Genomic DNA, 16,621 nt, shown 5'->3' with positions numbered 1-16,621 from the left:
GCTGTAGTCGGAGGGGCGTTCCACATTACGGGCTGCACCTTCCGCTGAATGTTACCCGCGGGTAACATAACTGCCATGCACCTGCTTCTACGTACCCTCATGCTGCTGTTCACGTCCGCCAAGCGTTCGCCCTTGGGCGTCTGGGAAGAATCCTCGCTGCCTTTGCGTGTGCTGCCCACGGACATTGACATCGCCATGCACGTCAACAACGGCATGTACTTTTCCCTGATGGATCTGGGTCGCTTCGACCTCATGGTGCGCAGCGGGGTCTGGGGCAAAATGCGTAAGCGGGGCTGGAGCCCTGTTGCAGCAGGGGAGACCATTGCCTTCCGGAAGTCCTTGCAGCTATGGCAGCGCTACACCATTGAAACCCGCATCATCGGCTTGGACACCAAAGCCATCTACTTCGAGCAGCGCATGGTGGTTGACGGAGAGATCTACGCACGCGCCTACATCGCCACGCGCCTGGTAGCCAAAGGCAAGCCGGTGTCCCAGGAAGAGATCATCGCCGAGTTTGGTGCGCCGCCGGCCGACCTTGAACTGCCCGAATGGATCCACGAGTGGCGCGAGAACAACGGACTGCCGGGGGCCCGCCGTCCCGCGCCTCACGTGTGGAGCTAGACGCCGACATCCCGACGCTGCAGGGCAAAGGCTCCCAGGGCAATAAGGGCAACCGATATGGCGTACAGCCCGGTCACCGCGCCCCAGTCGGCCCCATTGGCAACCGGTGAATTGCCATAGGCCCAGTGATACGGGGAGAGGTTCAGCAGCCAGTCCACGTTGGGGCTTTGCCGTCCCACGGCGTTGAAAACGTAGCCGAGGACCGCAACGGCAGCGCCGGCCGCGACTCCGTACACCTTCCGTCCGCTCAGGGCACCGACAAACAACGCTGCGGTGCCGCTCAGCAGGGCCAAGGCAGCAAACAGCAGCACCGCGCCGGCAAGATGCCCGACGTCGATATTTAGCTGGGCGGGCCCGTTGAGTACCAGCACCAGCACGAAGACAAGGGCAGTGAGGATCGCGATACGAACGATCAGCGCCAAGGCCCGCTCCAGCACGATCTGTACGCGCGTCACGCTATGGGCCAAGGTCAGCTCCAGGAGCCCGGACTCCTCGTCGCCGCCCACTGCGGCCGCGCCCCAACCCACGGAGGCCATGGACATCAGCAGGAACCCGATGAGCCCGAACAACGTGGCCTGGGTGTAGCCGGGACCGGTCGCGATTTGATCGTAGTTCAAGGCCTTGGTCATGCCTTGGGGGAGGGCATCGATCATTTGTTGCATCTGGGAGCTGCCGCCGATGGAGGGATACAGGGGCAGGTACAGCATGATGGCACCCGTCAGACCCACAGCCCACGCGAGGGTGGAACGCCACGAATCCGTCAGTGCCTTCGTGAACAGCGGCAGTGGCCTAGGCATGGTGGGCTCCTTCCGGTTGCTTTAGGGCTCTGTGCCGTGATTCTTCATGGGAGGAAGGACTTTCGTCGCCCGTGTAGAGCGTCAGGACGGCTTCCTCCAGATCCGGCTCCTCCAGCACCAGGTCCGTCAAGTTCAGCTTGGCCAGCTCCTGGACCAGGGGCTGAACGTGGCCGGACAGGGTGGCCGTGGCTTCGACCGTCCCCGCGGCGTGCCCATCGGGCGTCAGCTCCCGGACCGCCACATTGGCGACGCCCGGCACCCTGGCCAGCAGCGCACCGACGTCGTGCGCTTCTGTTCCGGTGCTGTTGAAGCGAAGCTGCCTTACCGCTGCTGTCCTGAGGGCCTCCACTGTGGAAACCGTGACGATTCCGCCGTCGCGAAGGATGGCGACGGCATCCGCGGCCTGCTGGACTTCGCTCAGCACATGCGAACTGAGGAACACTGTGGCTCCGTCGTCCACGGCTTCGCGGACCATGGCGTGGAAGACCTGCTGGACCAGGGGATCCAAGCCGCTGGTGGGTTCGTCCAGGATTAGGAGTTCGGGTTTGTGCATGAAAGCCTGCAGGAGCCCGAGTTTTTGCTTGTTGCCCTTGGAGAGCTTGCGGGTCTGGCGGTCCAAGTCCAGCTGCAGCCGATCGGCGAGATCGTTGACGTGCCGCTGGTCCACCGGCCCGCTGATGGCGGCGAAATGTTCCAGCATCCGGCGGCCTGTGGTGCGGTTCTCCAAGTGCAGCTCCCCGGGCAAATACCCGATCCGGCGTCGCAATTCGGGCCCTGACCGCCTGGGATCCTGCCCGAGGATGGAGATGGAACCGGCACTGGGCCGGATGATGTCCAGCAGGCAGCGCATGGTGGTGGTCTTGCCCGCTCCGTTCGGCCCGATCACACCGAAGACGGTCCCTGACTCCACGGCGAAATCCAACCCGTGCAGAACCTCGCGCTGTCCGAACTTTTTGCGCAACCCCTTGACGACGATTGCTTGGGTCACGGGGCATGCTCCCTTCCGTTGTTGTTGTTGTTTTCAAGTGCTTCGCGTGCTGCGTTCAGGAACCGCGAGTCCGTGTAGAAACCATGGGTGTAAATGTCGAGCGCGGGCAGCGTCAGATGCCGCAATAACTCCGGGCCGATGCCGTGCAGTTCGGCTACGGGGGTGCCCAGCGCCCGGGAGACGTGACGGCCCAGCATGAGCATGGACAGGCTGTTGGAGGCAATAACGACGGCGATGGCCCGGACATTCTCGAAGACCCGGATAGTGCCGGCCTGGATGCCCGTGTGGATGATGTCCTCCGTTTGGCTGACAACCCCGTCGAAGAAGGCGTCACCGGCATCCGACTCGTCACTGAGGGACTGGCGGATATAGGCGATCTCATTGGCGTAGTCGTGCGGATTGTTCAGGTAATCCTGGATGAGTCTGCCTGTGGAGCCCGGATCCGTTTTCTCCCGTCCCTGCGTGGCTGTTTGGGAAAGGACATGCTCATCGCAGGCATCCCGCAAACCTGCTTTGCTGCCGAAATGGTGGATGACAAGCCCTGGACTGACTCCGGCCTCGGCTGCGACGGAACGTACAGTCGCACGGGCGAATCCCTCACGACCAAAGAGCCCGATGGCGGCGTCACGGATGCGTGCCCGGGTAGTTAGATCGTCTGCGGTTGAACGCATGTTTAATACGTTAAACACCTGTTCAGCCCGAATCAAGAGCCTCCCGAGCGTGGGACCGGGCTTTTATTCCCGGTGACGCGGGAAGCGAACAGGGCACCCTTCCACGGGACTTACCGGGCAGGGACGCGTACGGTGGAAGTATGGCTACAGTTGACATCACTGGTGAACAGTTCGCATCGACCATCGAGGAGAACGATATTGTCCTCGTGGATTTCTGGGCCGCATGGTGCGGCCCCTGCCGGCAGTTCGCGCCCACGTATGGAGCGGCGTCGGAAAAGCACTCCGACGTGTTCTTCGCCAAGGTGGACACCGAAGCCGAGCAGCAGCTCGCAGCGGAAGCCGGGATCACGTCCATCCCCACGCTGATGGCCTTCCGCGAAAAGGTGCTCGTCTTCTCGCAGCCCGGCGCCCTGAACGCCCAGCAGCTTGAACAGGTCATTGAGGCCGTGAAGGGCCTGGACATGGAAGAAGTCCACGCCCATGTTGCCAAGGCCCGTGCCGAGGCGCAGGAAAACTAGACCCTATCCGGCGAAATCGCTGGAAATGCATCGAGGTCGCCGGAAATTTCCGGCGACCTCGATGGTTTAAGGCGAACTGGCGAACCAGCGGAGAACTAAAGACGTTCCAGCTGCACAGGCTCGGCCAGCAAAGCGCTGAGGGACTCGTTCAGGTCCTGCACCGCGACACCCTTGGAGTGCTTCTCCAGCAGTTCCTCGGATTCCCAGCGTTCGGTGAGGACGAGCTTTTCTTCTGTGGCTTCGGTCAGTTCATACCGGATGCAGCCGGGCTCGTTGACTACCTCGTCAATGGCGATTTCCAGCGCGAGCTTCACGCGGAAGAACTCGCCTTCGTTGGGGATGAACGTGGCCTTCAGGTCAATGGGTGCACTCATGGGTCCAACCCTACCGGCAGGACACGGCAGCCTTGGCGGTGGTTACGGTTCTGTTGCGCGGCAGGGCTTGGTAGCGTTCCGTCATGTTGTCCTACACTGCCGGAGACACCGACGTCCCGTTGCTCGAAGAGACCATTGGCGCCAATTTTGAGCGCATCGCCGCCCAGTTTCCCTTGCGGGACGCGCTCATCGAGGCCGCCTCATCGCCGGGCATGGATGCCCGCCGCTGGAGCTACCAAAAACTGAACGACGACGTCGATCGCCTCGCCCGCGCGCTGCTGGCCGTGGGCGTGGCAAAGGGGGAGAGGATCGGCATCTGGAGTCCCAACTGTGCCGAGTGGACCATCCTCCAGTACGCCACAGCGAAAGTCGGGGCAGTGCTGGTCAACGTGAACCCCGCGTACCGGAGCCATGAACTCGAATTCGTGGTGAAACAGAACGGCATGCGGATGTTGGTTACTGCGCCCAAGGACAAGAACAGCGATTACGTCGGCATGGCCAGGGAAGCGGCCAACACCTGCCCCGAGCTCATGGAGATCGTCTTCCTGCCCGGCGATCCGGCGGCCGGACTGACGGCGGGGGTGCCGGAAGCCGGCCACGAACTGAGCTATGCCGAGCTACTGACCCGGGCCGACGGCGTCGGGCTTTCAGCGCTGCGTGAGCGCATGGCGGAACTGGACCCGCACGATCCCATCAATCTGCAATACACCTCGGGGACCACTGGATTTCCGAAGGGTGCGACGCTGACGCACCACAACATCCTTAACAACGGGCACTCCATCGGGCGGCTGCTGGGTTACACGGAGCATGACCGCGTGGTGATACCGGTGCCTTTCTACCACTGCTTCGGCATGGTGATCGGGAACCTGAACGCGCTCAGCTTCGGGGCCGCCACGATCATTCCGGGCCGGGGTTTCAACCCATCGGCGGCGCTGGAAGCGGTACAGGATTTCGGTGGGACCTCGCTGTACGGGGTGCCGACGATGTTCATCGCAGAGCTGGCGCTGGAGGATTTCGGCTCCTACGACCTCTCTACACTGCGCACCGGTGTGATGGCGGGTTCACTGTGTCCCATCGAGGTGATGCGACGGGTGATCGACGAGATGCACATGGTGGACGTGGCCATCTGCTACGGGATGACTGAGACCTCACCCGTGTCCACCATGACGCGGGCCGGGGACACCCTGGAGCAGCGGACGTCAACAGTGGGCCGGACCATGCCGCATTTGGAGAGCAGGATTGTGGATCCGGGGTCCGGGGAGGTGGTGGAGCGCGGTGTGATCGGCGAGCTCTGCACCCGTGGGTACGCCGTGATGCAGGGGTACTGGGGCCAGCCCGACAAGACCGCCGAGGCCATCGACGCTGACGGATGGATGCACACCGGGGACCTGGCCCGCATGGATGAAGACGGCTACTTCGTGATCGAAGGCCGCATCAAGGACATGGTGATCCGCGGCGGGGAGAACATCTATCCGCGCGAGATCGAGGAATTCCTCTACCTGCACCCTTCCATCCAGGACGTTCAGGTGATCGGCGTTCCGGATGCCAAGTACGGCGAGGAGCTGATGGCGTGCATCATTCTCAAGCCCGGCGCCGGGCCGCTGACAGCCGACGACCTCGCCGAGTACTGCCGGGGCAAACTGGCGCATTACAAGATTCCCCGCTACATCGACGTCCGTGAAAGCTTCCCGATGACCGTCTCCGGGAAAGTCCGCAAAGTCGATATGCGCCAGGAAGCCGTGTCCCGCCTCCACTTGTAAAAGCAACGCGGGGTCACTTATGGCCCATGTTTCCTCCATTTATGGGCCATAAGTGACCCCGCGTTGCTGTTGGAGGAATTGGGCCTGTGGATAACTCCATTTGATGGGCCTGCTGCCAAGAGACTGGATTGCATGGTTCGCATCAGTCCTTTACCCGAAGTTCTCGGCATCCGCCCCTTTACGATCTACGAGTCGCGGGAACTGGGGGTGCCGAGGAAAAGGCTGCGGGCGAAGGACATCGAAGACGGCGGCCGCCTCATCTACTTGCCACGTGGAGCGGATGTAGACCTCCTCGAGCGGGCCCGGGTCCTCACCGCCGCAACCCCCGGCGCATGGATCTCACATGAGACCGCCGCTCTCCTGACAGGCCTCGGGCTTCCGCCGTGGATGGGGAACAACGACACCTTGCATCTGAGCAAGCCGCACGGACTACCCAGGGTGCGGAGAACCGGGGTGACGGGGCACCGCGTACGGGTTTTTCCTGGCGAGGTCATGGATCACGAGGGCGTACCTGTGTCTGTTCGCCCTAGAACGTGGTTGGACCTGGCAAAATCCTTGCCCCTTTCCTATGTCATCGCGATGGGAGATCAACTAATTCGCCAGCCCAGGCCTGACCTTGAATTCCGAACCGAACCATATGCTTACAGCTCCGGCCTTCGGCTCCTCATCCGGCAGCATCCAAACCTCCAAGGGGTGGAGAAGGCCCGGCTGGCCTTGGATGAGATGCGCGTTGGAGCCGACTCGTATCCTGAGACGTTTCTGCGATTGGCAATGAGGGACGAAGGACTGCCCGAACCGGAACTTCAGCTGCGGCTGAATCCGCATGACCCCTGGTCGCCCACTGCGGACCTCGGTTATCGCCGCTTTCGGATTGCGATCCAGTACGACGGCGCCCATCACCTGTCGCGGGAACAGCAGACGCGTGACAACCGACGCGATGAAGCATTCCTCAGCGCCGGGTGGTCGTATTTCAAGGTCAATGCGGACGACCTGGCTGAAGGGTTCGCCGGGGTGATTTCCCGTATCCGGTCGGCGAAACTCCGCACCAGCTGAAGCAACGCGGGGTCACTTATGGCCCATAATCGCGGGGAACATGGGCCATAAGTGACCCCGCGTTGCTTCTAGTGGTGGCGGTGGTCCTGCACTGTCATTCGGGGGCCGAAGGTGGGTTTGCGGAAGCCGCTCAGGTAAAGCATCCGGACCAGCCGTTGCCTCTGTCCGCGCCAGGGCTCGAGCAGCTCGATCATGCCGGCATCGTCCGTTTTCTGCCCGGTCAAGGCATAGCCCACGTAGGACGCCAAGTGGTAGTCGCCAACGGAGATTGAATCGGGGCAACCATGGGTACGCTGGACAACCTCCGCTGCGGTCCAGACACCGATTCCGGGGATCGTCTGCAGCTTGGCGCCGGCCTGCACCGAGTCCAGAGCCGCCAAGCGTTCAAGTGCGACGGCGGATTGCAGCGCCCGCATGACCGTCGCCGAACGCTGTGGTCCAACCCCTGCCTTGTGCCACTCCCAGGAAGGAATGGCCAGCCATTGCCGGGCGGTGGGTGGGACGAGGAGACCTTGGGGTGCCACCCGGCCCGGAGCCTTGGTGCCATAGCGATACATCAAGTACCTGTAGCCCCGACGGGCCTCCAATGTGGTGACCTTTTGCTCCAAAATGGTGGGCACCAGTGAGTCAACCACCCGCCCGGTGGAGGGCAGGCGCACAGCCAGGTTCCGGCGTCGTGATTCTGTGACGCGGCGCGGAAGCGTGGCGTGGAAAGCCGGGTCATCGAAAGCGGACCAGTCGTCATCGGCGCCCAGCAACCGTGGCACTCCTGCCACGGCGTCCGCGGCGCCCGGCCCCCAGGCCTGTGCGTCCACGAACGAATCAGGACCCAGGCCTCCGCCCGAAAGGCGGAGGGTCACCGGACCGGAAGGGGCGGTGAAAGCCATCCAATAACCACTCGCATGCGCCGCGAACGACGGGTCAGCGTTGCCGCGCATCAGCGGAAACATGGTCTGGTCCAGGCGGAAGGAACTGCCCGGATGCCACCTGATGGATGCGTCCGCCGCGGCCGCAACAAGCGGAGGGGCTTCTGCAATGGTCATGTTCTTAATGGTCCCACGCCGGGCTGACAGTTTGCTCCGCGAAGCCCTTACCGACGCCGGTGCCCGCGGCTAGACTCCGTGGTGTGGCGCGGGTGGGCCGCGCCCAAACCCAGGAACAAACGCAGGAACAAGGAGCGCATGCCATGGCCGCAATAGTGCATTTCGAGATTCCAACCGATGACACCGAGAGGGCCAACGCCTTTTACCAAAAAACGTTCGGCTGGAACCTCAGCCCGATGCAGGGCATGGACTACACCATCGCCCTGACCACCGAATCGGACGACCAAACCGGTGCGCCCAAAGAACCCGGAGCCATCAACGGTGCGTTGTTCCCCCGGACGGACAACCTCAAGACCCCCATCATCACCATCGACGTGACAGACGTCGATGCTGCCCTCGCCCAGGTTGAACAGGCCGGTGGTTCAGTGGTGCAGGGCAAGGACGCCGTGCCAACCATGGGGTGGTACGCCTACTTCAAGGACACCGAAGGCAACATCCTGGGGCTGTGGCAGACGGATCCGTCAGCGGGGAGCTGACCGTCCGGTCCGGTCCCAACGCGGGCAGGCGGTAACTTTGTACCTATGAAGTACGCCCAGTCCGTGTTGGACCTCATCGGCAATACGCCCCTCATCAAACTCAACCACGTTACTGAGGGAATCAGGGCCACAGTCCTGGTGAAGCTCGAGTACATCAACCCCGGTGGATCGATCAAGGACCGCATCGCGGTGAAAATGATCGAAGACGCGGAAAAAGACGGTCGGCTCAAGCCCGGTGGCACCATCGTCGAGCCGACGTCGGGCAACACGGGAGTTGGTCTGGCACTGGTGGCCCAACAGAAGGGCTACAGGTGCATCTTCGTAGTCCCGGACAAGGTGGGTGAGGACAAGCGCGCTGTCCTGAAGGCGTACGGCGCCGAGGTCGTGGTGACCCCTACCTCCGTGGCTCCCGACAGCCCGCAAAGCTACTACGGCGTCTCCGACCGACTGGTCCGCGAGATTCCGGACGCTTTCAAGCCGGACCAGTTCTCCAATCCGGCCGCCCCCGGCAGCCACTTCGAGTCCACCGGCCCGGAGATCTGGAACGACACGGACGGCCGCGTCACCCACGTCGTCATCGGCGCCGGTACGGGCGGGACGATCACCGGCACCGGGCGGTACCTCAAGCAGGTTTCGGCTGAACGGCCGGAGTCCGACGGCGGCCGCGTCAAGGTCATTGGTGCGGACCCCGAAGGTTCGGTCTACTCGGGCGGAACCGGCCGGCCGTACTTCGTCGAGGGCGTCGGCGAGGACATGTGGCCCGCCAACTACGATCGTGACGTCCCGGACCACGTCATCGCTGTCTCGGACGCCGATTCCTTCGCCATGACCCGCCGCCTGGCAAGGGAAGAGGGCTTGCTCGTTGGCGGTTCTTCCGGCATGGCTGTGGTGGCGGCGCTGCAAGCTGCCAAGGACCTGGACGAATCCGCCGTGGTGGTGGTGATCCTCCCTGACTCCGGTCGCGGATACCTCGCCAAGATTTTCAACGACCAGTGGATGCGCTCCTATGGCTTCCTTTCCGGGGGCGAAGAGGCTTCCGTAGGGGAAGTGCTCAAGTCCAAGACGGGCGAGCTGCCGGACCTGGTGCACATCCATCCCAACGAGTCCGTCCGCGACGTCATCAACATCATGAACGAGTTCGGTGTCTCGCACATCCCGGTCCTCTCGCAGGAACCTCCCGTTGTGATGGGTGAAGTCCTGGGTGCCGTCGACGAGCGCAGCCTCACCAGCAAGCTGTTCCGCGGTGATGCAAAGCTCACGGACAAGATCGCCGAACACATGGGGGAACGCCTCCCTGTGATCGGGTCCTTGGAGACCATTTCCGCCGCGCGTGAGCTGCTGTCCGACGTCGATACCGTGATGGTGACCTTCGCTGGAGCCCCGGTAGGCATCCTGACCCGCCACGACCTCCTGGCTTACCTCAGCAACTAGCCTGCGCTGACCAACCGTTGATCGAACAAAGAGGAGCTTCCATGTCCGCCAACAACAAGGCCGGTTTCAACACGCGAGCCGTCCACGCCGGCCAGGAATTCGAGCCACGCACCGGCGCTGTGGTCCCACCACTGCACTTCAGCACCACCTATGCCCAGGACGGCATCGGTGGGTTGCGCTCCGGATATGAGTACGGCCGCGGCGGCAATCCCACCCGGGATGCCTTGCAGGAGCAGCTTGCCGCCCTTGAAGGTGGTACGGCGGCGTTCTCCTTCGGGTCCGGCCTGGCCGCCGAAGACTCGTTGATCCGGGCGGTTGCCCGTCCCGGCGACCACATCGTGTTGGGCAATGACGCCTACGGTGGAACCTACCGCCTGATCAATCGTGTGCTGAGTGAGTGGGGCATTGGCAACACGCCTGTGGACATGTCGGATCTTGACGCCGTGGCTGCCGCTGTCGCCGCGAACAAGACCCGCCTGGTGTGGGTTGAGACGCCGTCCAACCCGATGATGAAGATCACCGACATCGCGGCGCTCGCCGCTGTAGCGCACGACGCCGGTGCCCTCCTCGTCGTCGACAACACCTTCGCGTCTCCCTACTTGCAGACCCCGCTCGCCCTGGGTGCCGACGTCGTGGTTCACTCCACTACCAAGTACATCGGAGGCCACTCGGATGTGGTGGGTGGCGCCATTGTGGTGAAGGATGCTGAGCTGGCCGAGAAGATCGGTTTCATCCAGTTCGCCGTCGGCGCTGTGTCCGGTCCGATGGACGCGTTCCTGACCACCCGTGGCTTGAAGACCTTGGGCGTGCGCATGGACCGCCACAGCGAGAACGGCCAAGCCGTGGCCGAGTGGCTGCTGACGCGTCCGGAGGTTGAGGCCGTGCTCTACCCGGGGCTCCCGGACCACCCGGGCCACGATCTTGCCGCGAAGCAGATGAAGAAATTCGGCGGCATGGTCTCGGTGCAGTTCAAGGGTGGAGAGGCCGCGGCAAGGACCGTTGCGGAAAACACCTCGGTGTTCACTCTTGCCGAATCCCTGGGCGGGATCGAGTCCCTCATGAACTACCCCTCGGAGATGACCCATGCTTCTGTGAAGGGCACCGAGCTGGCCGTCCCGGTCAACCTTTTGCGCCTCTCGTGCGGCATCGAGGAAGCCGAGGACCTGATTGCCGACCTTGAACAGGCTTTCGCCAAGATCACCAACGGCTGACATGGCGGCCTCTCCTTCACACACGGTGGCCAACACCACCGCACGCGGCTGGCTGCTCACCGTGGCGGGTGCCCTGACCCTGGTGGTGGCCGTGTGCTACCTGTACGCGAACTACCAGCCGGCGCTCAATGACTTTGAGGTGTACTACTACGGCGGGGGCAAGGTCCTGGAAGGCGGCGACCTGTACGCCGTCCGTGATGGCCTGCCATTCACGTACCCTCCTTTTGCCGCCTTGCTTTTCACGGGGTTGGCGGCGTTGGGGTTCTTCGCCGGAAGCATGGTGTTCATTCTCGTGGCCCTGGGCGGCGCCGCAACCGTAGCCGCTTGGTTGGCCAGGCACTACTTCGGCCTGAAGACCTGGCGTGAAGCCTTTGCCGATTACCGTTTCAGGACCACGGCGCTGGTGGGAACAGGAGCCATCCTGCTGCTGGGACCATGGCGGGACACGTTCGTTTTCGGGCAGATCAACATCATTTTGATGGGTGTGATCCTGGCCGATTTCGCCCTGTACGGGAAAGTGCGTGCAGGTGCCATCCGCTGGCCTGCAGGCTTGCTGATCGGCCTGGCGGCGGGCGTGAAGCTCACCCCTCTCGCTTTTGGTTTGTACTTCCTGGTTCGCCGTGATTTCAAAGCGCTGGGTTGGATGGCAGCCGGGTTCTTTGGCTCCATTGCTGTGGCCTGGGCTGTCCTGCCTCAGGCGTCGCTGGATTTCTGGACCAAGATCCTTCCTGACACCGGCCGCATTGGCGGCCCTGCCTACGTCGACAACCTCTCGGTCAAGGGCCTGCTCCTGCACTTTGGCATGCCGGACTCGTCAGCCACCAATGTGGTGTGGATGGTCCTGTCGCTGGGGCTCGCGATCGTGGCTGGGCTCATCATCACCTGGGCCGTGGCTGTGGACGAGAATTTTATTGCGGTATCGGCCACGGCCATCCTGATGCTCCTGGTCAGCCCGGTCTCCTGGTCCCACCACTGGGTATGGGTTGCCGTTGCGTTGCCCAGCATGGCGTTTGCGATGCACCGGGTTCCCTCCCGCAATGGGCGGATGCGCACTGCGGGCTGGGTGATCGTGGTGTGCTCCACGGTTGCGTTCTACATGACACCCAAGAACCTGGCTGTTTGGGCTGGCGCCGCGGAATGGGGCAAGGACCCGCAGACCCAGTGGCAACTCATGGTTTCCAGCCTTGGAGTGGTCTGCGCCATCGCCATGATGGTCTATTGGGCCCTGGCTTACCGCCCTTCCCGGGCCGGCCTGGTCCTTGGTGCAACCACCAAGGACCATCCGGCGGGCGCTTAGCCGGAGATGCCTTCCCGACCGTCTTCGTCGCGACCCGTCAGCCTGCGACGGAACGTCGGGTCCCCGGGGGAAGTGACTTCAACGTCGTACCAGCCGCTGACGGTTTCCCAGCCGATCTTCTTCGATTGTCCGGCCTTGAGTTTCACAGTTTCGGCACCGGGTGCGTACTGCAGTGACTTCACGGCCAGCGTCACCGAAGCCCCGCCGTTGTTGCGGACTTCCAGTTCCACGGCCTTATTGCCGCGGCGGCCGTTAACCGTAACGTCGACGCCGGACGCGGCGCCCGCCGTCGTGCCTTTCAGTTCGTACTGGAAGCGGTTGGGACCGGTGACGACGACGTCGAACGCACCCGAGGCGGGCAGCAGCTCCACGGCGTCGTTCCCGAGCACGTCCACGTGCCGTGGTTCTGCGAGCTCGCCGGCGTAACCGTAGATGGCAAAATGCGTTGACCTGCTGCCCGTGTTCGTCAGGGCCAGGGTGAGCTTCCCCGGCGCTGCGACCGCGGACACCTTAGGCCTGTAGGGGAGCGGGCGGGCCGGACGCGAGCCGCTTTCCTGGATCGGTGCCACTTGGACTGCCGGCGGGGTGGGCCGCCACCTGCTGATTTTGGCAGGCACGGGACCCGGGTGGTCCAGGACAGGCGGAGTGCCTGGGGAACTGAAGTTGAAGACGCCCGTCAGGTCACCGCACACCTGCCTGCGCCAGGCCGAAATGTTGGGCTCCTCTACACCGGTCCAGCGTTCCAGGAAGCGCAGCACAGAGGTGTGGTCGAAGACTTCGGAGCTGACGTAACCGCCCACCGTCCAGGGCGAGACCACGGTCATGGGTACCCGCGGCCCCAGCCCGATGGGCCGTGCCGTGGTCCAGTCCGGGGACTCGCCTGATGCGGGGCGCGGCTGTACGGGCGGGGGAACGTGGTCGAAGTAGCCATCGTTTTCGTCGAAGTTCAGGAAAATCGCGGTGCTGTCCCAGGTGTCCGGGTTGCTGGCGACCGTATCCAGGAGGCGGTAGACGAAGTTTGCGCTGCCCACCGGCGTCGAAGCCCCCGGGTGCTCGGAGTCGGCAGCGGACGGGACCAGCCAGCTGACCTGCGGCAGGGTTCCTCCGGTGATGTCGGCATTGAGGCGTTCCAAGAGCGTGTCAGGACGGCCACGCCACATGGCCTTGTCGAAGAGTGACCGCTCAGCGTCCGTCAGCTTGGCCCGTCCCTGTTCCAACTGGGCCAGGAGGCGTTCCTGCTCCGCTGCAGACTTGCCGGCAAGGTTGTCGTAGAACTCCTCGGTGGTTCGCAAGGTGCCCTCAACCGAGGCCAGCATCTTCCGGCCAATCGCCTTGAAGGTCTGGAAGTATTCGACGGCGTTGTCAGTGAAGTTGTCCCAGTCCTGGTAGATCTTCCAGGAGACCCCGGCCTGTTCCAGACGTTCCGGGTAGGTGGTCCAGTCGTAGCCTCCGTGATCGTAACCATAGGCCGCGTTGGTGACTGCCCGTCTGCTGCTGCCTGGCTCGTTGCCGGTGGTGCCGCTCCACAGGTAGTTGCGGTTGGGATTGGTGGAGCCGTTCACGGAGCAGTGATAGGCATCGCAGATGGTGAAGGTGTCCGCGAGCTCGTATTGGAGCGGAATGTCCTGGCGCTCGTAGAACGTCATGGTGGAGGCGCTCTTGGCTGGAATCCATTTGTCGCACCAGCCGTGGTTCCACGCCGTGGTGGTGCCCTTGAAGGAATGATCCAGGTCTCCGAGGTATTGGATGTCGGAACCTGGCCGTCCAGCGAGTTCGGCGGCCTTGCGCAGGGAGAAGGGCAGCACTGTCTCGCCCGTGGCGCGGGGCTGTTCGAACATGGACTTGCCATTGGGCAACCGGGTGACGGAATGGTCACCGTAGCCGCGCACTCCGCGCAGCGATCCGAAGTAGTGGTCGAAGGAGCGGTTTTCCTGCATCAGCACGATCACATGCTTGATGGACTGCAGGCTTCCGGGAGGGGTTGGCTTGGCCATGGCCGCCTGTACCGAAGGAGGAAGAAGCGAGCCGGCTGCCGCAAGCGCCGTCGCTGCAGCCGCCGTGCCGAGGAAGCCGCGGCGGGAGAGCCCAGGAGATTCGGTTGAACGTTTCACCATGTCAGGGTTGTTCGAGGACATTCGGGGTGCCTTTCGTGGTCAGAGTTGACCCGGCAAGCGTAGGCACGGCAGGTGAACCGCCGGTGAACCCCGCCCAACCCGGAAGTTCGTGTCGTGCTTGCTTATGGCTTTCTTTAGAAAAGTCAGCTAGTTTAGGGCGCATGCCTCTTCGTTCCGACTGGTCTGCCCGCTCCTGCAGCCTTGCCCGCGGCCTTGACGTCCTTGGGGACCCTTGGGGAAGCCTGGTGCTCCGGGAAATCTTCCTTGGCAACGGCCGATTCGACGCCATCAAGCAACGGCTCGAGGTGGCGGACAACGTACTGAGCAAGCGTCTGGGGTGGTTGCTCGAGGCCGGACTGCTGGCCCAACGCCCCTACCAGGACGGCGGCCGGACCCGACAGGAATATGTGCTCACTGTCAAAGGTGAGGAAGCGTTACCTGTCCTGAACGCGATCATCATCTGGGCAGAAAAGCACCTGGACGCGCCGAACGAGATCTCCCACATGCGGGTCATCCATACCGACTGCGGGCACGCCACGTCCTCGGCGGATACGTGCACCCACTGCGGCACGGCACTTACCGCCGCGAACACCAGCTGGCACAGCTTCAAGCGCAACAAACAGCCGGTGCCCTTGGCCGTGGCACCACAGCGAGCCAACACAGCAGATTCAGCCGGCACAGCAGATCCAGCCAGCACAGCAGATCCGACCAGCACAGCAGAGACGGAGATCCCCGCATGACCGCTCCCGACGTCACAGGGACACCTGCCGGCTCGCCGCACGCCTCCTCCGGAAAGCGTCCCTCCGGAAAGCGCGAGCCCGGAAAGCGCCGTCTGCACCCCGCTTGGATCGTGGCGGCTGTGGCTTTCCTCGCGCTGGTGGGCGCCGCAGGTTTCCGAGCGGCCCCCGGCGTGCTGATGGTCCCGTTGCAGCAGGAATTCGGCTGGTCCACCACTGTGTTGTCCCTGGCGGTCAGCATCAACCTGGTCCTCTTCGGGCTGACGGCACCTTTTGCTGCTGCCCTCATGGAACGATTCGGCATCCGCAAAGTGACAGCGCTGGCCCTGTGCATGATCGGACTGGGTTCGGCTTTGACAGTCCTGGTGAACCAGTCCTGGCAGATCCTTCTCACGTGGGGAGTGCTGATTGGTTTGGGAACCGGGTCCATGGCCTTGGTTTTCGCCGCCACCATCGCCAACACATGGTTTGCCAAGAGCCGTGGCCTGGTGATTGGCATCCTCACCGCGGGAAGTGCGGCCGGTCAGTTGGTCTTCCTTCCGTTCATCGCGGTCTTGGCGCAGAACCCGGGCTGGCGCGGCGCCTCGCTGCTCATAGCGGCCGGTGCGCTCGCCGTGGTGCCGCTGGTGCTGCGGTGGCTGCGTAACTCACCTGCCGACGTCGGGGTGTTGCCTTATGGTGCTCAGGAACCTGAGGTGCAGGTCGCCGACGCCGGGACCACCGCTGCGGCGGCCGGCAACCTCGAGGTTGTGGTTCCCAAAGACTCTGCCAACGCGGCAGTCCGTGCCCTGCAGGTCCTTAAGCGTGCAGCCAAAGTCCGCACCTTTTGGGCCTTGGCTGCGGGCTTCGCGATCTGTGGAGCCACCACCAACGGGCTCATCGGCACGCACTTCATCCCTTCGGCACACGACCACGGCATGCCCGAAACCACGGCGGCGGGTCTGCTGGCCGTCGTCGGGATTTTTGACATCGTGGGAACCATCGCCTCGGGCTGGCTGACCGACCGCTTCAACCCCAAGGTCTTGCTGGCCGTCTACTACCAATTCCGGGGGATCGGCCTGCTGGTGCTGCCGCTGCTGCTGGGCTCGACCGTCGAACCGAGCATGATCATTTTCGTGGTGGTGTACGGCCTTGACTGGGTGGCGACGGTGCCGCCCACCGCGGCCATTTGCCGTTCAGTGTTCGGGGCCGATGGTTCGGTGGTGTTTGGCTGGGTGTTCGCCGCCCACCAGCTCGGGGCCGCAGCTGCCGCTTTGGCTGCGGGATTCATCCGCGACGCCACGGGACACTACAACTACGCGTGGTTGGGTGCAGCAGCGATGTGCACGGTGGCGGCAGTCATCAGCGCCACGATCCGTAAAGACGCGGCAAAGAAGGAACCCGTAGCCGTGGCCTGATCCCTTGCGAGGCCCGCTCTGCGTGCCATCCGGCAGGAATAGCACGCAGAGCAGGCCCCACAACGGGGAGGGG

16 protein-coding genes are annotated in these 16,621 nt (G+C 63.3%); 10 read left to right on the top strand and 6 right to left on the bottom strand.

Annotated elements, in window-relative coordinates:
* The first annotated feature begins 75 nt into the window (after window positions 1-75).
* Window positions 76-621 carry an acyl-CoA thioesterase gene (locus PQ627_RS13600; RefSeq protein WP_274261833.1) on the top strand — a complete coding sequence of 182 codons (546 nt, stop codon included), beginning with the start codon at window positions 76-78 and terminating at the stop codon, window positions 619-621.
* On the opposite strand, the gene PQ627_RS13595 is transcribed toward PQ627_RS13600, so the two are convergent.
* Genes PQ627_RS13595 through PQ627_RS13585 form a run of 3 tightly spaced genes read right to left on the bottom strand, consistent with a single transcriptional unit; the run spans window position 618 to window position 3,077 of the window.
* On the bottom strand, window positions 618-1,418 hold the full coding sequence (locus PQ627_RS13595; protein WP_274261831.1) for an ABC transporter permease subunit: 801 nt from the start codon (window positions 1,416-1,418) through the stop codon (window positions 618-620). The genes PQ627_RS13600 and PQ627_RS13595 overlap by 4 nt on opposite strands.
* Window positions 1,411-2,406: an ABC transporter ATP-binding protein gene (locus tag PQ627_RS13590; protein WP_274261829.1), complete on the bottom strand. Its 996-nt coding sequence runs from the start codon at window positions 2,404-2,406 to the stop codon at window positions 1,411-1,413. The genes PQ627_RS13595 and PQ627_RS13590 overlap by 8 nt, the downstream gene beginning before the upstream one ends.
* On the bottom strand, window positions 2,403-3,077 hold the full coding sequence (locus PQ627_RS13585; protein WP_274261827.1) for a TetR/AcrR family transcriptional regulator: 675 nt from the start codon (window positions 3,075-3,077) through the stop codon (window positions 2,403-2,405). Before PQ627_RS13585 ends, PQ627_RS13590 begins: the two co-directional genes overlap by 4 nt.
* A 140-nt stretch (window positions 3,078-3,217) precedes the next feature.
* Between PQ627_RS13585 and trxA the strand changes: the two genes are divergently transcribed.
* The gene (gene trxA / locus PQ627_RS13580) at window positions 3,218-3,595 is read left to right on the top strand and encodes a thioredoxin (RefSeq protein ID WP_144659336.1); all 378 of its coding nucleotides are present in this window, start codon (window positions 3,218-3,220) and stop codon (window positions 3,593-3,595) included.
* Between the two features lie 95 nt (window positions 3,596-3,690).
* Here the strand turns inward: trxA and PQ627_RS13575 are convergent, their stop codons facing one another.
* On the bottom strand, window positions 3,691-3,969 hold the full coding sequence (locus PQ627_RS13575; protein ID WP_144659337.1) for a putative quinol monooxygenase: 279 nt from the start codon (window positions 3,967-3,969) through the stop codon (window positions 3,691-3,693).
* Between the two features lie 83 nt (window positions 3,970-4,052).
* On the opposite strand from PQ627_RS13575, the gene PQ627_RS13570 reads away from it, so the two are divergent.
* The gene (locus PQ627_RS13570; RefSeq protein ID WP_274261824.1) at window positions 4,053-5,729 is read left to right on the top strand and encodes an AMP-binding protein; all 1,677 of its coding nucleotides are present in this window, start codon (window positions 4,053-4,055) and stop codon (window positions 5,727-5,729) included.
* A gap of 132 nt (window positions 5,730-5,861) precedes the next feature.
* The gene (locus tag PQ627_RS13565) at window positions 5,862-6,782 is read left to right on the top strand and encodes an endonuclease domain-containing protein (RefSeq protein WP_274261823.1); all 921 of its coding nucleotides are present in this window, start codon (window positions 5,862-5,864) and stop codon (window positions 6,780-6,782) included.
* A gap of 68 nt (window positions 6,783-6,850) precedes the next feature.
* On the opposite strand, the gene PQ627_RS13560 is transcribed toward PQ627_RS13565, so the two are convergent.
* Window positions 6,851-7,825, bottom strand: a complete 975-nt coding sequence (locus PQ627_RS13560; protein ID WP_274261821.1) for a DNA-3-methyladenine glycosylase family protein — start codon at window positions 7,823-7,825, stop codon at window positions 6,851-6,853.
* Between the two features lie 143 nt (window positions 7,826-7,968).
* Here PQ627_RS13560 and PQ627_RS13555 point away from each other — a divergent pair, with 143 nt between their 5' ends.
* From PQ627_RS13555 to PQ627_RS13540, 4 genes are read left to right on the top strand one after another with little or no spacing between them, the layout of a single operon-like run.
* On the top strand, window positions 7,969-8,361 hold the full coding sequence (locus PQ627_RS13555; RefSeq protein ID WP_274261819.1) for a VOC family protein: 393 nt from the start codon (window positions 7,969-7,971) through the stop codon (window positions 8,359-8,361).
* 45 nt (window positions 8,362-8,406) lie between these two features.
* Window positions 8,407-9,792, top strand: a complete 1,386-nt coding sequence (locus PQ627_RS13550; protein ID WP_144659341.1) for a cystathionine beta-synthase — start codon at window positions 8,407-8,409, stop codon at window positions 9,790-9,792.
* 41 nt (window positions 9,793-9,833) lie between these two features.
* Window positions 9,834-11,003 carry a cystathionine gamma-synthase gene (locus PQ627_RS13545; protein WP_274261817.1) on the top strand — a complete coding sequence of 390 codons (1,170 nt, stop codon included), beginning with the start codon at window positions 9,834-9,836 and terminating at the stop codon, window positions 11,001-11,003.
* A gap of 1 nt (window position 11,004) precedes the next feature.
* Window positions 11,005-12,300: a glycosyltransferase 87 family protein gene (locus PQ627_RS13540; RefSeq protein ID WP_274261815.1), complete on the top strand. Its 1,296-nt coding sequence runs from the start codon at window positions 11,005-11,007 to the stop codon at window positions 12,298-12,300.
* Here the strand turns inward: PQ627_RS13540 and PQ627_RS13535 are convergent.
* Window positions 12,297-14,435 carry a phosphocholine-specific phospholipase C gene (locus PQ627_RS13535; protein WP_274261813.1) on the bottom strand — a complete coding sequence of 713 codons (2,139 nt, stop codon included), beginning with the start codon at window positions 14,433-14,435 and terminating at the stop codon, window positions 12,297-12,299. The two genes, PQ627_RS13540 and PQ627_RS13535, sit on opposite strands and share 4 nt — an antisense overlap.
* Window positions 14,436-14,575: 140 nt before the next feature.
* Here PQ627_RS13535 and PQ627_RS13530 point away from each other — a divergent pair, with 140 nt between their 5' ends.
* The gene (locus tag PQ627_RS13530) at window positions 14,576-15,154 is read left to right on the top strand and encodes a winged helix-turn-helix transcriptional regulator (protein WP_274261811.1); all 579 of its coding nucleotides are present in this window, start codon (window positions 14,576-14,578) and stop codon (window positions 15,152-15,154) included.
* Window positions 15,151-16,548 (top strand): MFS transporter, encoded by a 1,398-nt coding sequence (locus tag PQ627_RS13525; RefSeq protein ID WP_274261809.1) that lies wholly within the window; start codon window positions 15,151-15,153, stop codon window positions 16,546-16,548. The genes PQ627_RS13530 and PQ627_RS13525 overlap by 4 nt, the downstream gene beginning before the upstream one ends.
* The last annotated feature ends 73 nt before the right edge of the window (window positions 16,549-16,621 follow it).

The organism is Paenarthrobacter sp. AB444 (assembly GCF_028736865.1).
GTDB lineage: Bacteria > Actinomycetota > Actinomycetes > Actinomycetales > Micrococcaceae > Arthrobacter > Arthrobacter nicotinovorans_B.
Note: the sequence above shows the minus strand (reverse complement) of the source record. Positions and strands in the feature narration are given on the sequence as shown.

What these genes read in the sequence shown, in the direction of transcription:
- PQ627_RS13585 (WP_274261827.1), bottom strand. Translation starts at nt 3,077, where the DNA reads ATGCGTTCAACCGCAGACGATCTAACTACCCGGGCACGCATCCGTGAC.
- PQ627_RS13570 (WP_274261824.1), top strand. Translation starts at nt 4,053, where the DNA reads ATGTTGTCCTACACTGCCGGAGACACCGACGTCCCGTTGCTCGAAGAG.
- PQ627_RS13535 (WP_274261813.1), bottom strand. Translation starts at nt 14,435, where the DNA reads ATGTCCTCGAACAACCCTGACATGGTGAAACGTTCAACCGAATCTCCT.
- PQ627_RS13600 (WP_274261833.1), top strand. Translation starts at nt 76, where the DNA reads ATGCACCTGCTTCTACGTACCCTCATGCTGCTGTTCACGTCCGCCAAG.
- trxA (WP_144659336.1), top strand. Translation starts at nt 3,218, where the DNA reads ATGGCTACAGTTGACATCACTGGTGAACAGTTCGCATCGACCATCGAG.
- PQ627_RS13555 (WP_274261819.1), top strand. Translation starts at nt 7,969, where the DNA reads ATGGCCGCAATAGTGCATTTCGAGATTCCAACCGATGACACCGAGAGG.
- PQ627_RS13565 (WP_274261823.1), top strand. Translation starts at nt 5,862, where the DNA reads ATGGTTCGCATCAGTCCTTTACCCGAAGTTCTCGGCATCCGCCCCTTT.
- PQ627_RS13530 (WP_274261811.1), top strand. Translation starts at nt 14,576, where the DNA reads ATGCCTCTTCGTTCCGACTGGTCTGCCCGCTCCTGCAGCCTTGCCCGC.
- PQ627_RS13575 (WP_144659337.1), bottom strand. Translation starts at nt 3,969, where the DNA reads ATGAGTGCACCCATTGACCTGAAGGCCACGTTCATCCCCAACGAAGGC.
- PQ627_RS13595 (WP_274261831.1), bottom strand. Translation starts at nt 1,418, where the DNA reads ATGCCTAGGCCACTGCCGCTGTTCACGAAGGCACTGACGGATTCGTGG.
- PQ627_RS13525 (WP_274261809.1), top strand. Translation starts at nt 15,151, where the DNA reads ATGACCGCTCCCGACGTCACAGGGACACCTGCCGGCTCGCCGCACGCC.
- PQ627_RS13550 (WP_144659341.1), top strand. Translation starts at nt 8,407, where the DNA reads ATGAAGTACGCCCAGTCCGTGTTGGACCTCATCGGCAATACGCCCCTC.
- PQ627_RS13560 (WP_274261821.1), bottom strand. Translation starts at nt 7,825, where the DNA reads ATGACCATTGCAGAAGCCCCTCCGCTTGTTGCGGCCGCGGCGGACGCA.
- PQ627_RS13545 (WP_274261817.1), top strand. Translation starts at nt 9,834, where the DNA reads ATGTCCGCCAACAACAAGGCCGGTTTCAACACGCGAGCCGTCCACGCC.
- PQ627_RS13540 (WP_274261815.1), top strand. Translation starts at nt 11,005, where the DNA reads ATGGCGGCCTCTCCTTCACACACGGTGGCCAACACCACCGCACGCGGC.